Raw genomic sequence first — 14,096 nt, forward strand, 5'->3', positions numbered from 1 at the left:
GCCGGTGTCCGGAGGACGCGCGCGACAGGCGACGGTCACGAATCCTCCCTGGTGCCACGGATCGTTCGGGCCGTAGTCGGCTTCACGCCGCGGTGCCTTGCGCGCTGGCGGCCGGGCTGAGGGACGTGTCGGTGCGGCCGGTGCCGACCGGTGGCGCTGCCGCGGCGGGGGCGGCGGCAGCGGTTTCCCGGGCGAGGAAGGAGCCGAGCTCGCCGATCGTGCTCATGAGGGGGGCCGGGAAGACGACGGTGGTGTTCTGGTCGACACCGATCTCCACCAGGCTCTGGAGATTGCGCAGTTGAAGCGCCAGGGGGTGGGCCATCATGGTGTCCGAGGCGTCGCCGAGCGCGGCTGCGGCCAGGGACTCGCCCTCCGCGTTGATGATCTTCGCTCGCTTCTCGCGCTCGGCCTCGGCCTGGCGGGCCATGGCGCGCTTCATGGTGTCGGGCAGCTGGATGTCCTTGAGCTCGACCAGCGTGACCTGCACACCCCAGTCGACGGTGGTGACGTCGAGGATCTGGCGGATGTCCAGGTTGATACGGTCCGTCTCCGACAGCGTCTCGTCGAGCGTGTGCCGGCCGACGACCTTCCGCAGGGTGGTCTGGGCGATCTGGTTGATCGCCGCGTTGACGTTCTCCACGGCGACAACCGACTTCACGGCGTCGACGACCCGGAAGTAGGCGACCGCCGACACGTCCACGCTCACGTTGTCCCGGGTGATGATGCCCTGGGACTGGATCGGCATGGTGACGACCCGCAGCGACACCCGGTGCAGGGCGTCGACGAACGGGATGATGAGCCGCAGCCCCGGGGAGCGTGTTCCGACAAGTCGGCCGAAGCGGAACAGCACTCCCTTCTCGTACTGCTTGACGACCTTCACGGACAGGGCGAGGGCCAGGACGGCCAGGAGACCGATCACGACGATGAGAACGATCAGGGCTTGCATGTGCTGCTCCTCGGGACGAGGACCACGGGGGCGGGGATCCGCCGGTCGAGACCCCTGCATATGCCTGCGCCGGTTCGCGAGGCAGGGCCGAAACCCGGGAAGGCACCGGTCGTGGCGGCCGTCTCACATGCCGATGACCAGGCGACTGGCGCGATCCGTCCGTGCCGGAACGGCTGCTGAGGCGGGGCCGTCCTCCTCGTGCTTCCCTGCCTCGTCCGGTTCGAGTGGCCGGTCGGCGGCGGAGACGGCGTGCCGGGTCTCGTCCGCGGCGATGAGAGCGCTTGCGGTCAGCGGTGGGCCGTCGTAGTCGGACGCGGTCGCCATCAGGCGGGCCGCCGACTCCGTCTCGGTCTCGGGCGGGATGACCAGCAGGTCCCAGCGGCCGGTGCCGTAGGAGAGCAGCAGCAGCTTGTGCGGGTCGATCTCCGGGGTGAACCATCCGACCTTGACGACATGACCGCCCACGGGGATCTCGTGCGGGATGACCGGCCAGTACTTCGGGTTGACGGCGATGCGGGTGATGCGGCCCCACAGAGGGTCCAGCACATCGGTCAGTGCGGGCAGCTCGCTCAGCAGGTCTCGGGAGCGGGGCCACCAGGCACCGTCCAGGAGGCCGCGCGACGGGCCGTCGGTCTTCAGCGCGAGACGCACGGCCGGGGCTGCGACGGGCTCGTGGTGTGGCAGGAGTTGGTGCAAGGTCGCCGACATGATGCGGACCCATCTCCGGGCCGCCTTGGCGGCGCCCCGGGTTTCGTCTCTCGCCGAGAACGACCCGGCGTGGAAGCCGGTGTGCGAAATGCCCTCGGTGCTTTCCACGGTACTCCGCACACGCCGGGGCGGTTGTGGAGACGCCGCCGCATTCGGTGAAGCGGCTGTCGATACCGGCGGGAAGTGGGCTGAGGGCGCCGGGGCACGCCGTACGCCGGCTACCGGACCGGTCTCACGCCCGACGGCTCGCATGCCCTGGCCGGCACTCCTTGGCTGTATTGCGCGGGAGGTTTTCCTCGTGTTCCGTTCAACCCCTCGCTCCGCATCGGTCCGCCGGGCGCGGGCGAGGAGTAACCTGGTGAGTACCGAGAGCATCTCGTACACCGGCTTCCACGCCGGGTCGTTCTCGGCGATTCATGGCAACCGGGCCGGCCGTGACCGGCCCGGGGTTGGGTCCGCGTCATGACCGCGACCATTCCGTTCACACCCGCAGTCGGAGACCGGGCCCCTTCTTCGTCACCGCTCCGACTCACGCTGGCGCGGGCCGGCGCCCCTCCGGCCCTGATCGACGGTGCCTGGTGGCCCCGTTCGCGCAACCTGACGGAGGAGCTCCCGGCGCTCGTCGAATGTCTCGACCCGCTGTGGGGGCGGATCACCCGGATAGCGGTGAGCCGCACGTTGTGGCCGGTCATCCCGGGTGAAGTGCCCGCGCACGGCCACATGGTGCGCGTCGGCTGGTCCAACGCCGGGCAGGACCCGCACAAGCTGTTGCTGCTGTCCCACACCTTCGGCCGCTGGGACCTGCTGGTGATCCCACCGGAGACAGCCCCGGCCACCGCAGCCCGGCTCATGGCCACGGCCACCGACCCGTCGCGGAGCCTCACGGCGACCGGCCTGATCCATGAGGCCGAACGTTTCCGGGCCGCGGCAGAGGCAGCGGCCGACTCGGACTCACTCGGGGAGGCGGTCTGGGACTCCGAAGGCGGACACGACGCCCCCCACCCCGCCTCACGCACTCCTGACGGACCGGTCACCGGTCACGGGCCCCCACCACGGCAGTAGGAGCATGGGAGATATGGGCACCTTCGTGACGGTGAGCGTGCTGCTCGCAATGATCGTCTTCGGTGTGATCGTGATTCAGCTGTTCACCGCGAGCCACGATGATCGCATGGAGGCCCTGACCTCCGGCCGTACCCGGCGGTGGCGGTTCTCGCCATGGCACCGCACGGGGAAGTGAACCCGCTCCAAGGAGGATCGCGGAGCCGCCCCCGCCGGTGCGACTTTCGCAAAGAGCGGCGGGAGAGGAACGTAGTGTGCCGTCGGCCATGTCCATGGCGGTGCGCTGCCGGCTCACTCCAGGAGGGCGAGGTCGTCGGGGGCGCTCCCGCGCCATTCGATCAGCAGGAGCGTCGCATCGTCCGTGATGATCCCGCCCCGCGCCCGTTGCAGCGCGTGGGAGAGGGAGCGCGCCACCGTCCGGACCTGTTGGGCCGTGGGCTCAAGGCGGTTCACCCACCCGATGAGCTGCTCCTCACCGAATTCCTCACCGCCGACATCGCGCTCCTCTGTCAGTCCGTCGGTGAAGCACAGGATCCGGTCGCCGGGGATGAGGGCCACTTCGCTGATCCGGGGCTCGTGACCGCCGAAGCCGACGGGCAGCGTCGTCGGGCCCTGCAGCCGTCGTACGACACGGTGTCCACGGATCAGCACAGGAGCGGGATGTCCGGCGTTGACCCACTGGAGCCTGCCCGTGGCCGTGTTGAGCCGCATCATCTGAGCGGTCGCGAAGTGGTCGGGGCCGAACTGCTCGGCGACGGCCCGGTCCGTGAACGTATAGATCTCCGACAGGCCGACGCTGATGCGCCGGGCATGCCGGTAGGCTCCGATGACCACCGTGGCCATCGTGGCGGCGTCCAGTCCGTGGCCCATCGCGTCGACCATGGCCACATGCAGGACACCGTCGTTGGGGGCGTAGTCGAAGCTGTCGCCGGCCACGTCGTAGGCGGGTTCCAGCATGCCGGCCAGCTCGACCCGGGGCGTGGACATCGCCAGCGGTGGCAGCAGCGACCATTGGATCTCCGCCGCCACACTCATCGGTTCTCTGCGGCGCAGCCGGAAGAACAGATCGGTGTAACCGTGCTTGGTCACCAGCATGTCGGCCACGAGCGAGGCGAGCCTGCGCAGCAGCCGTCGCTCGTCGTCGTGGAGGTGGTCCAGGGTGACGGCCATCACGCCCACCTGGTCTCCACCGTCCAGCAGGGGAAGGTAGACCCGCACACCGCCGGCCTGCGAAACCTCGACGGGACGCGCCTCCCGGAAGGCGCGTCCGGCGTCGGAGCCGTCGATCGGCTGCGGTTCCCCGGCCGCCAGCCCGTCGCCCGGCAGGGGGACGAGCCACACCTGGCCGTAGTCCTGCAGGAAGATAGAGGTCTCGCGGCCGTCGAGCCTGCCGATCTGCCGTGCGACGAGCGGACCGAGCTGGTGCGGCGGCAACTCGTGCCCCTGGTCCAGCAGGACTCCCAGAAACTCCTCCCCGAAGCACTCCGACCGGGTGGAGCCTTCCGCGGGTCCTTGCCGCTCACCGCCCGCCATCGCCGTGGCCCCGGGGGACGTTCGGGCGGATCCTCACGAAGGTGCTGTGCATACGAACTTCCGGCGGAGACTCACGGGCCGACGCGGTGGGGAACTTCCGCCCGGATGGTGGGGGCCGATCCACCGACTCCCCAACGAGTCGGCCGTGCGCTCGTGCGGCGAGGACCGGCACAACGGCCACCGGGCGCGCCCCGGTCGAGCCTCGGCGGCTGGCCGGCACCGGCGGCGGCCTCTGCCGGCTCGACCTCTCCGCCGCCGCCGTCGTCCGCCGCCGCGGAACGTCTTGGTGGGGTCCGCGACGTCTGCCGGCCTGCCCGCAGCCTGGATCACTGCCCTGCAGGGCGACGATTCCGACTACCAGTAGTGGCGTCGGCCGGCGACGGCGTGTCCCATCGCGCCGAGGATCCACAGGATGGCTCCGACGACCAGCAGGATGATCCCGATGGTCCACAGGATGGACAGGCCGGTGAGGAAGCCGACGACGAGCAGTATGACGCCCAGGATGATCATGATCTCTCCTTCGGGGAGTGATGTCGGCGCACCCGCGAACTGCTCTGGGCCGCAAGGGCGTCGGCGGGAACGGCCCAATCTCTCTCCTCCTTACTCCACGCGGTGTGGTCCGTGGCGGCTGACCTGTAGGCGGACCTCGGCGGGCATGTCGATGAGGCCGGTGGACCGACGCGCGGTGCTGAGCGGGCCTTCGCACAGGGCACCGAGAGTGGCGCCGGGCGTGCCCTCGGGGGTGAGGGTGAGCTTGATGCGGGTGTGGTGGCGGCCCGGTCGGCCGGTGATGAGTACGGCCGCATGGCCTACCCCTGGCAGGGCACCGGCTTCGTTCGCGATCGCTTCGCTGAGTGCGCGGTCGCGCACTTCGACGCCCTCCTGCGGGGGTGTGCCGCCGACGGGCAGTGAGCCGGGGCGGTGTCGGCTCAGCTGGGCGAGCAGCCACCACAGGGCGAGCAGGGCGGTGAGGACGAGGGCGGCGATGACCGCGGGCCACCACCACCAGCCCTGGCTGCTCCAGCGGGCCCGGTCGGCGGAGGCGAGCAGGACGTCGGCCGGGGTGGTCAGGGGCCAGCCGGCGGGTGGGGCCAGATCGTGTCGCCGGTAGAGGTCGAGCCCGGCGAAGAGGATGAGCAGTCCGCCGCCGAGGAGGACCAGTCCGGCGAGGGCCAGCAGAGTGCGGTTGAGGGCGGATCGCGGCGTCATGGCGGGCTCCGGTGCTGCGGGGCTTGTGTCAGCGGGTGCGTCGCCGCGTTCGTACGGCGATGCGGGGAGGACGGGCGAGGGCGAGCCGGTCGCGCTCCTCGTCGAGGACGGCGGTGAGGTCGTCCTTCACCTGTCGGGGGTCTCGGAAGCGGACGTCCGCGCGGGCTTTGATGCGGTGGCGGCCCACCAGGACGTGCGCCGCGCCGACTCCGGGGACGCGCATGGCGGCGTCGCGCAGCAGGACGGCGGCGCTGTTGCGGTCCACGAAGGCCCGCAATCGCGGGCAGCCGGCGGGTGAGCGCAGGGGCAGCCAGCGTCGCTGACCGGGGGTGAGGGCCAGGACGATCAGCCAGACGCCGACGGCGGCGGCCACGGCGGCCCCCGTCAGCATCCACACGTCGTCCACCGGGCGGGTCGCCAGTTCGTCGGCCAGGTGCCGTCGCCAGGCCGCGGCCGGACGTCCCGCCCGTACGGCGACGACATCGACGAGCGTCGCGACCGCGGCCACGAGAGTCACCGCGGCGACCAGCGCCGCCGTGATGCTGCGCGCCGACCACTCGCGACGGGTTCGGTGCCCTCCTTCGCGCTCACCGGCTGTCAGGTCCGAGGTGGACACGTCGCGTTCGGGAGGATCGGGCTCCTTCGTCAGCGGCACTGCGGCACGGTGCGCGGACGACGCGGAGCCGCGGCCCGGGGGACGTGGACCGGATGTCATCGCGATCGCCCTTCCTGCACGGCGTGCCCGGTGACCCGGGCCGCCCGGCCGCTCACCGGACCCGCCCCCGGCTCGAGTCGGCGGCGGTCACCAGCCGCCGGACGGTGAGGAGGACCTCTCCCACCCGCAGCCCGGTCAGCTGGGCGACCCGTTCGGCGACGTCCTGCCGGATCCGCTCGCAGACACGGGGGATGTCGGTGGGATAGGGCAGGTCCATGGTCAGATGCAGGCGCACCGATCCGGTACGGACGGCGGCGGAGGCGTGGGGTGCCGCAGGTCCGCCCCGATCGGGCGGTACCGCGGCGCGCCGCGCCTGCGCCGCGCGCGCGGCCTGCGCGGCGATACGGGCGACCACCCTGTCCGGGATGACGGTGGCGCCCCGCTCGGCCGGGGGCGGCAGCCCGGCGGCCGGCGCCGGCGGGCCCGACCCCTCGCCGGGGGAACCGGGCCGGGTCTTCACCGCTGCCTCCGTGTCCGGAGGTCCAGGTCGCCCTGTACGACGAGGCCGACGATCAGCCCCGCCGCGCCCAGGACCAGCACCAGCAGAAAGGCCCAGAAGCCGCCGAAGTAGCCGGCGAAGCCGAGGGCCATGCCGGCCGCGAGTCCCGTCGTTGCTGTGTTCATCTTGCACTCACCCGTCTCGCGAGTGTCCCTCCCGCCGTGATCATTCGCTCGTGCCCGAGGACACGGCGGTGCTCCCGGCAGCGGTCACCTCACGCGGCCCTCGTCCGGTCCGGTCTGTTCCTCCTCGTCGTCGGGCAGGTGGACGTCGTCGACGGCGATGTTCACCTCGACGACCTCCAGGCCCGTCATCCGCTCCACGGCGCTGATGACGTTGGTGCGTACGCCGCCCGCGACGTCGACGATGGAGACGCCGTACTCGACGACGACGTCCAGGTCCACCGCGGCCTGCCGTTCCCCGACCTCGACCTTGACGCCGCGGGTGACCGCTCCGCCTCCGCCTGCGCCGGGGACGTGTTCCCGCATGGCTCCGAAGGCGCGGGCCATGCCCGCGCCCAGGCTGTGGATGCCTGGTACCTCGCGGGCGGCCATGCCCGCGATCTTGGCCACCACGCCGTCCGCGATGGTGGTCCTGCCCCGTGTCTCGGCCGGAGCCCCGGCCCCGGTGCGGCCCTTGAGCGCGCTCACGCCTGTTTCGGGCCGGCTGCCCCCGCCGACGCTGGTGATGTTGTCCGTCATGGCGGTCGCCTCGATCGGTCGGCCGGACACCGGAATGATGCCCGTCGAAAGTTGGACATATCGAGCGGCGGAGTCCTCACGTGCCCTGGTGTGTGACGTGCATCACATCTCTTTTCGGGGGTACACGGTCGTTCCGAGACCTGCGTGGGGGCGCCATGATCGAACGCACTGCTTCCCCACGACTGGGGTGCGACCTGCCCGACCGTCTGCTGGCGGTGCGGGCGGCCGAGGGAGACGAGGACGCCTTCGCCGTTCTCGTCCAGCGGCACAGCCGCTCCCTCCTGACCCTGGCCCGCTGCATGCTGGGCAACCCCCAGGACGCCGAAGAGGCCGTCCAGGACGCCTTCGTCAGTGCCTGGCGCCACCTGCCGGAATACCGCCACAGGGCGGAGTTCCGCACCTGGATGTACCGGATCACCGTCAACCGCTGTCAGACCATGTGCCACCGCCGGCCGCCGCCCGTTCCCCTGGACACCGTGGCCGAACCCACGGCGAGCGACGCGTGGAGCCATCCCGCCCGGACCGCCGAGCAGGACGCGGCCACGGCCGCCCTGTTCCGCGCACTCGCCGAGCTGGACGCCGGACAGCGGGTCTGCTGGATCATGCGGGAGGTGCACGGCCTGCCCTACAAGGAGATAGCGCACGTGACGCGTACCGGCGAGCAGACGGTACGCGGCAGACTGTTCAGGGCACGCCGATCCCTGCAGGAGGCGATGGGCTCATGGCGCTAGACGACCCGCACACGCGGCCTCCCGAACCGCCCGGAGCCGACGGGCCCCGCAACGGCTGGGCCGCCGCCGACGTGCCCCCGATCGCAGGCGATGAGGTACTGCCCTGCGGCCGCCTGCTCAGCCGGGTCTGGGAACAGGCGCGGGACGCACCACCGGCCGCGGACCCGCACCCGGTGTCCTGTCCATACTGCCGAGAGGCGGTTGAGGGACTGGCCACGGTGAACGCGGCCGCCCGGACGCTGCGCGACGAGGACCCTCCGGGCCTGCACGCACTCGCCGACCGGGTCATGGACGTCGTCAGGGCAGAGGTCCGGTTCGGGCGGCTGCTGCCCCTGGCCGACCCCGACCGGGACCTGCGGATCGCCGAGAGCGCCGCGGCGAAGGTGCTGAGGCGGGCCGCGGACACGGTCCCCGGTGCCAGGGCCGCGACCTGCCGGCTCGTACCCGAGGGCAACGGCACCGACGTGCGGGTGACCATGACCCTGGCCGCCGCCCTCGACCGCCCGCTGCCCGACCGGGTCCACCAGGTACGCCGATCGGTCCTCCACTCGGCCGGACAGGACCTGGGGCTCACGGTGACAGCCGTCGACATCACCGTGGCCGACGTACTGGAACCGGGACCGACCCTCGGTCCCCGCCTCCCGACGGGCGGTGGCGCATGATGACCGCCGTCGGCACCACCGCGCTCCCCGGCGTCGCGGCCGAGGCAGCCCTCGCGGTTCCTGGCGTGGCCGCCCTGCAACCCCGCCTCGCCCGGCGCCTCGCGGCAGCCGCCGCGCCCACCCGGGCGGACACCACGCCGCCCGAGGCCGGCATACGCGCCGACCGGGCGCCGGACGGTTCCGGATGGCACATCGAGGTGCGCTGCGTCCTGACAGAGGGTCGGCGGGCGCTGGACATCGCCCGAAACGTCCACGACCGGGTGACAGCCGCCCTCGTCACCCACCTCGCCACCCACGGTGCCGCGGAGCCGGTCACCGTCGCGGTCACGGTGACTGGTATCGCCGCCTGGCGCGACGCGGCATGAGCGGCGGCGCGGGCACAGGCCCCGCGAACCGTCGTTCGGCAAGCTGGTTTCCCAGGGCGGAAGCGGCCGCGGGGCCACCAGGCGGGCAGGTGGTCGCCATGGACGAGGATGACGCGGACGCGGCGTTGCGAGCGGCGCCCGACCAGATGGCGTTCGCCACCCGGAGCGCGGCGGCGCTGTCGAGCACGCTGGACGCGGTCGAGGGGCTCAGACGGGTGTGCCGCGTGCTGGTGCCGAGACTGGCCGACTGGTCCGCGGCCGATCTGATGGACGAGGACGGCGCCGCCGAGCGGGTCTGTTTCTCACACCGCGACCCCGACGCGGCCCTGACCGGCCTGACGGGACCGTTGCCGCCGGTGCCGGAGACGGCGACGGGCCGCTGTCCCGGGTGCTTCGCGGCGCCGGCCCGCTCCTGTTGTCGGCCGGGCGGCTGCCGACCGCGCAGGGGCGTCCGATCCGCTGCACACGGCAACCACGCAACCGTTCGCGCGACTCGGGGGAGACTTCGTGATCGTGGGGCCCTTGCGGGCACGCCGGCGAGTGCTCCGGAGCGTGCGTGATCAGCGACCGCCGGAAAGTCTGGCGTGCGACGTTTTGGTCAGATGGGTTCGGGGACGCGTTGAGCGGAGGTCGCGTCGCGTGCGGGTTCGGAAGTGAGCTGGCATTCAACTCGTCCGCCCGCCCTGCCGTCCGGCTCGGAACACGGGCGGCAGAGCTGTGCTGCGTTCAGATGGACCGTGCGGTGGCCAGTGCCTTGTCCAGGGAGGTGCGGATCTCATCGGGCAGCTGTTCGCTGTGTACCCACTCCACGATCAGTTCGGAGACCTGCCGCAGTTTCGTATTGGTGTGCTGTGAGACCTCTCGTAGCAGTTGGAAGCCCTGCTCGGGACACAGGCCACCGAGGGTGATGACCACACCGATCGCTGCTCGGTCAGACCCTGGAGGTGGACGAGGCCCTCGCCCGGTTGAGCCGCAGCCTTGCTCTCCGCCTCACCGACGGGGCCGCGGTGGACCTGCGGGTCGGCTCCCGTCCGGCTGGGGTGACAAGTAGCCCTGGCCGCTTTCAGGGCCCTGTCCGCAGTTTCGTGATCCCCAGGTCAGCGGAGGGAACGACGGGCACAGCGCCCACGGCGCGGTGAGGTTCTGTCCGGCAAAAAGGCGTTCCGGAGCAGCCGCCCTGGCGCCCGCGTACGGCCACACCTGGTCGTGTCGGTGCCCGCCAGGCGCAACAAGTCGAAGGCGACGAAGTGGGCGGGCCACTGCTCGGCGAGCCGGCCAGCGCCGGCACCGCGCCGCTGGAGGCGACCCCGGAGTCGCTCGAAGGCGAGCCTGCTGGATTTCCCGTACGACCAGCTCGCCGTCCAGGGCCGTCGCGTCGGCAGCTGGACCGTGCCCGGAACGAACCTCGGGGAAGGAGGGTGCGAGGTTCCTGTCCCTGCGCGAGCGCAACACCAAACGCCCGGCATCCAGAGAGAGCAGCGCTCTCCAACCATCGTTCTCCAGACTCTGGCGTGTCTCATAAGACATGGGCCCGTCGAGCCGCTTTTGTACGGAGCAGCCGTGGCGGCCCCGTCCGCGGGCGAACGCCGGAGCGTGACTGTTCACGGATTGACGCTCACTGCGGTTATTACCAAGCTGGTGGGGGGTGCGGAGGGGACTGCGGTCGTGAGCGGTGGACAAAGTGGACTCACCCGATTGCTGACGGCAGCGGAGACAGCGGCGCCGGCGGACGCCGTCGACGTGATCGCGGAGGACCTGCTGTGGCGTTTCGAGGCCACGAAGGTCTCTTTCCTCATCGTGGACCTGACGGGGAAGGCGGTGGCTCGGCTGTCCACCGCTCCCACTCGGGGTGGGCGGCAGGCCGAGCGGATTCCTCTGTTCGGCAGTGTCTACGAGGAGGTGATCCGTACCCAGCGCCTGTATCAGGACGCGACCGGCGAGGGGCAGCGGGTGATCGTGCCCGTCACCAACCGGGGGGGATACGATCGGGCTGCTGGAACTGCTCCTGCCGACCGGCCCTGGCGAGGACGTGCTCGACGCAGTCCGGGAAGTCGCCCACATCCTGGCCTACATCGTGATCGCCAACGGCCGCTTCACCGATCTCTACACCTGGGGCAAACGCTCCAAGCCCCCCACCCTGGCAGCTGAAATCCAGTACCAGCTGCTGCCCCTGTCGCTGTCGTGCGAGGCCGCACAGTTCACCCTGTGCGGGAACCTGGAGCCCTCCGAGGACCTCAGCGGCGACACCTTCGACTACACCGTGGACCGCGACACCTTGCACGTGTCGGTGACCGATCCCATGGGCCACGACATGGATTCCGCCCTGGCCGCCACGGTCCTGGTGGGCGCCCTGCGCGGTGCCCGCCGGGCGGGCACCGGCCTGGCCGAACAGGCCCACCGGGCAGACCAGGCACTGATCGAACACGGCCACGGTCATGCCACCGGGCAGCTCCTGCGCATCAATCTCCATACCGGGCGGGCCCGGCTCGTCAACGCCGGTCATCCCTGGCCGCTGCGCATGCGCGGCGGGGCTGTGGAGACGATCACCTGCGCGGTGGACCATCCCTTCGGGCTGTCTGAGCTGACTCCCCACCCGTACCGTGTGCAGGACCTCGACCTGCGGCCCGGTGACCGTCTGCTCATGTTCACCGACGGCATGCTCGAACGTCACGGAGAGAAGGTCGACCTGCCCGCCCTGCTGGCGTGCACCCGGAATTTGCACCCGAGGGAGACCGCGCTGGCGCTGACGTCCGCGGTCCGGGACGCCGCCGACGGCCGGCTCGAAGACGATGCCACCGCCGTCTGCCTGGACTGGCACGGCCCCCAGGAGACCCAGCGGCACGTCAGCACCGGCGCAGACACCCGGCAAGCCTCAGCCGCACGCACGAAGGACCAGTCGTGGCCTGGGTGAACGGTGCCGACGCGAATGAGACATCACGAGGTGTCTGGAGAACCGTCCCACTTCTCCTCGGCGGCCCACCCATCGGGCGGCGCCGGGTCGGAGACGGGGGCCGCGAGCATCGGGTCCGGCAGCGCCCACATGCGCCATGCCTTCCACGCGGGCGCCCCTTCGTGCGGTGCTGCTGTTCCCCGTTACTCGAGTAGACCGAGTTCCCAAGCACTCGCCGGTGCCTTTGCCGAGTTGCTAGGCAGCCTCTTTGGCAGCCCGCGCCATGACTTGCGGACAACCGTGCACCAGAATGAGGGCTCGAAGCCGTTCGTGCGATGGCCGATGGAGGGCGACCGTAAGGCGGCCCAGACGGCTGTCTGTCATTGCCGGTCGCGAGTGGGCGGGGAGTCAGCTCATTCTCAGCCTGCTCCGGCCAGGTTGGGCATTGGTTCGGGCGAAGCCATCCGGCTGTGGTCGGTAGATGCCGATACGCCGGGATCGATGCGACGGTTGCGCGATGCCGTCCCGGACGGGGGTCTGACTCTTGAGATCTTTGACCGAAGTGTCCAGTCACAGGCTTGTCGACCGTCGTTGCGGGCTGGCTTCTGCTGTCACCGAGCCACAGGGCGTGTCCCAATAGGGGCCTTGCCGAGTTCCAGGCGCCATCACGGTTCAGACCGCCCGAGCGGGCCGGTGCCATCCACTCAGCGTGTCACCCTGCGGGAGGCGAACCACCATGACGACCAGACAGCGCAGCACCTCCTCCAGTACGGATCCTCCCGTGCGGAGAGAAATCGTGCTCGGCGTGGACACGCACGGTGAGGTGCATGTCGCCGCCGTGGTGTCCCCGCTGGGGAAGGTCCTTGGCACCGAGTCCTTTCCGGCGACGGTGGCCGGCTACCGGCGGCTGCTCGTGTGGGCCCGCAGGCGGGGGACGGTGCGCCGGGCCGGTGTGGAGGGCACCGGTACCTTCGGCGCGGGCCTGTCCCGCTACCTGCTGACCCAGCAGATCCAGGTGTTCGAAGTGAACCGGCCCGACCGCACAGCCCGCCGTCTGCTCGGCAAGTCGGACCCGCTCGATGCGCAGGCCGCAGCGCGAGCCGTGCTCAGCGGTCGCACCCGGGCCCAGGCCAAGTCCGGCGACGGACCCGTGCAAGGCGCCCGGATCTACAAACTCGCCAAGGACTCCGCGGTCAAGGCCCGCACACAGGCGATCAACCAGCTCAAGGCCGTCCTAGTGATCGCCGACCCCGCCCTGCGGGAACGGTTGTCGAGCTTGGGCAATGCCGAGCTGTTCCGCACCTGCGCGACCCTCAGCCCACCCGATGGTGGGGGAGACGAGGACGCGGTGGTCCAGGCCACCCACATGACATTACGCATGCTCGCCGAACGCATCGAACAGCTCACCGGGCAGATCAACGAGCTGAACCAACGCCTGACCCGACTCGTCGAACGCCACGCGCCGCAACTGCTCGTACCGATGGGCATCGGCCCGGACAGCGCCGTCACTCTCCTGATCACCATGGGGGACAATCCCGAGCGGCTGAACACTGAGGCGTCCTTTGCTGCCCTTTGCGGAGTCAGCCCCATCGAGTACTCCTCCGGGCGGCGCATCACGCGACGGCTCAACCACGCCGGCGACCGGCAGGCCAACGCCGCCCTGCACCGCATCGTGTTCACCCGCCTGCGCCACGACCCCCGAACCCAGGCGTACTACGAACGCCGCACCCAGGAAGGCAAGACCCGGCGCGAGATCATCCGATGCCTCAAACGATATGCCGCCCGCGAGGTCTTCAACCTGGTCAGAACGGTATCCAGCGTTCCCCCGTTATAGGGGCGTCTGTGAGAGCGCCGGTGATACGGCGAAGCCCCGTCGGAAACATCACGACGGGGCTTCCGCATGGAGGGGGCTATGACAGAGTGCGGCGTCCGGCAGCACGGGCACTGACGCTTGGACTCCCGGCTCTGGAGCACCGGGAGCAAGGATGCCGGGCGTGGTAGGGCCTGGCCGACCACACGGCACACACGTTCGCTCAGCTCGCCGAACGGCTTTGCCTTCGCGAATATGGCGAGTCCCT

The 14,096-nt window shown here is 70.8% G+C and carries 16 protein-coding genes and 1 pseudogene; 7 read left to right on the forward strand and 10 right to left on the reverse strand.

Annotation, left to right across the window (positions count from 1 at the left end; genetic code table 11):
• Positions 1-82 precede the first annotated feature (82 nt).
• Both ABT245_RS03705 and ABT245_RS03710 read right to left on the reverse strand, forming a co-directional pair.
• On the reverse strand, positions 83-946 hold the full coding sequence (locus ABT245_RS03705) for a slipin family protein (RefSeq protein WP_058082555.1): 864 nt from the start codon (positions 944-946) through the stop codon (positions 83-85).
• A gap of 123 nt (positions 947-1,069) precedes the next feature.
• Positions 1,070-1,762 carry a DUF5994 family protein gene (locus ABT245_RS03710; RefSeq protein ID WP_351728156.1) on the reverse strand — a complete coding sequence of 231 codons (693 nt, stop codon included), beginning with the start codon at positions 1,760-1,762 and terminating at the stop codon, positions 1,070-1,072.
• Between the two features lie 354 nt (positions 1,763-2,116).
• On the opposite strand from ABT245_RS03710, the gene ABT245_RS03715 reads away from it, so the two are divergent.
• Together ABT245_RS03715 and ABT245_RS03720 are read left to right on the forward strand one after the other, a co-directional pair.
• Entirely contained in the window at positions 2,117-2,716 is a 600-nt protein-coding gene (locus ABT245_RS03715) for a DUF5994 family protein (protein WP_051818442.1), read from the forward strand.
• 13 nt (positions 2,717-2,729) lie between these two features.
• Positions 2,730-2,891, forward strand: a complete 162-nt coding sequence (locus ABT245_RS03720) for a hypothetical protein (protein WP_158712535.1) — start codon at positions 2,730-2,732, stop codon at positions 2,889-2,891.
• A 113-nt stretch (positions 2,892-3,004) separates the two neighbouring features.
• Here the strand turns inward: ABT245_RS03720 and ABT245_RS03725 are convergent, their stop codons facing one another.
• The 7 genes from ABT245_RS03725 to ABT245_RS03755 form a co-directional block, all read right to left on the reverse strand.
• On the reverse strand, positions 3,005-4,246 hold the full coding sequence (locus ABT245_RS03725; protein WP_351728159.1) for a PP2C family protein-serine/threonine phosphatase: 1,242 nt from the start codon (positions 4,244-4,246) through the stop codon (positions 3,005-3,007).
• Between the two features lie 354 nt (positions 4,247-4,600).
• A complete protein-coding gene (locus tag ABT245_RS03730) occupies positions 4,601-4,756 on the reverse strand; it encodes a DUF6131 family protein (protein ID WP_099054839.1) in 156 nt (51 codons plus the stop codon).
• A gap of 90 nt (positions 4,757-4,846) precedes the next feature.
• A complete protein-coding gene (locus ABT245_RS03735; protein ID WP_351728161.1) occupies positions 4,847-5,455 on the reverse strand; it encodes an alkaline shock response membrane anchor protein AmaP in 609 nt (202 codons plus the stop codon).
• A 28-nt stretch (positions 5,456-5,483) separates the two neighbouring features.
• On the reverse strand, positions 5,484-6,110 hold the full coding sequence (locus ABT245_RS03740; protein ID WP_351728162.1) for a DUF6286 domain-containing protein: 627 nt from the start codon (positions 6,108-6,110) through the stop codon (positions 5,484-5,486).
• A 112-nt stretch (positions 6,111-6,222) separates the two neighbouring features.
• On the reverse strand, positions 6,223-6,630 hold the full coding sequence (locus ABT245_RS03745) for an Asp23/Gls24 family envelope stress response protein (protein WP_351728164.1): 408 nt from the start codon (positions 6,628-6,630) through the stop codon (positions 6,223-6,225).
• Positions 6,627-6,794, reverse strand: a complete 168-nt coding sequence (locus ABT245_RS03750) for a hypothetical protein (protein ID WP_030645371.1) — start codon at positions 6,792-6,794, stop codon at positions 6,627-6,629. The genes ABT245_RS03745 and ABT245_RS03750 overlap by 4 nt, the downstream gene beginning before the upstream one ends.
• An 84-nt stretch (positions 6,795-6,878) precedes the next feature.
• The gene (locus tag ABT245_RS03755; RefSeq protein ID WP_030645369.1) at positions 6,879-7,370 is read right to left on the reverse strand and encodes an Asp23/Gls24 family envelope stress response protein; all 492 of its coding nucleotides are present in this window, start codon (positions 7,368-7,370) and stop codon (positions 6,879-6,881) included.
• A 155-nt stretch (positions 7,371-7,525) separates the two neighbouring features.
• Between ABT245_RS03755 and ABT245_RS03760 the strand changes: the two genes are divergently transcribed.
• Genes ABT245_RS03760 through ABT245_RS03770 form a run of 3 tightly spaced genes read left to right on the forward strand, consistent with a single transcriptional unit; the run spans position 7,526 to position 9,128 of the window.
• On the forward strand, positions 7,526-8,101 hold the full coding sequence (locus ABT245_RS03760) for an RNA polymerase sigma factor (protein WP_203349058.1): 576 nt from the start codon (positions 7,526-7,528) through the stop codon (positions 8,099-8,101).
• Positions 8,092-8,763 (forward strand): hypothetical protein, encoded by a 672-nt coding sequence (locus ABT245_RS03765; RefSeq protein ID WP_030645365.1) that lies wholly within the window; start codon positions 8,092-8,094, stop codon positions 8,761-8,763. Before ABT245_RS03760 ends, ABT245_RS03765 begins: the two co-directional genes overlap by 10 nt.
• A complete protein-coding gene (locus tag ABT245_RS03770) occupies positions 8,760-9,128 on the forward strand; it encodes a hypothetical protein (protein WP_063823261.1) in 369 nt (122 codons plus the stop codon). The genes ABT245_RS03765 and ABT245_RS03770 overlap by 4 nt, the downstream gene beginning before the upstream one ends.
• A 726-nt stretch (positions 9,129-9,854) precedes the next feature.
• Here the strand turns inward: ABT245_RS03770 and ABT245_RS03775 are convergent.
• Positions 9,855-10,043: an ANTAR domain-containing protein gene (locus ABT245_RS03775; protein ID WP_159103846.1), complete on the reverse strand. Its 189-nt coding sequence runs from the start codon at positions 10,041-10,043 to the stop codon at positions 9,855-9,857.
• Positions 10,044-10,823: 780 nt separating this feature from the next.
• Between ABT245_RS03775 and ABT245_RS03780 the strand changes: the two are divergent.
• Both ABT245_RS03780 and ABT245_RS03785 read left to right on the forward strand, forming a co-directional pair.
• Positions 10,824-12,039 (forward strand): annotated as a pseudogene (locus ABT245_RS03780) (PP2C family protein-serine/threonine phosphatase).
• Between the two features lie 715 nt (positions 12,040-12,754).
• Positions 12,755-13,852: an IS110 family RNA-guided transposase gene (locus tag ABT245_RS03785; RefSeq protein WP_351728168.1), complete on the forward strand. Its 1,098-nt coding sequence runs from the start codon at positions 12,755-12,757 to the stop codon at positions 13,850-13,852.
• The last annotated feature ends 244 nt before the right edge of the window (positions 13,853-14,096 follow it).

The organism is Streptomyces sp. NPDC001508, from assembly GCF_040298665.1.
Lineage (GTDB): Bacteria > Actinomycetota > Actinomycetes > Streptomycetales > Streptomycetaceae > Streptomyces.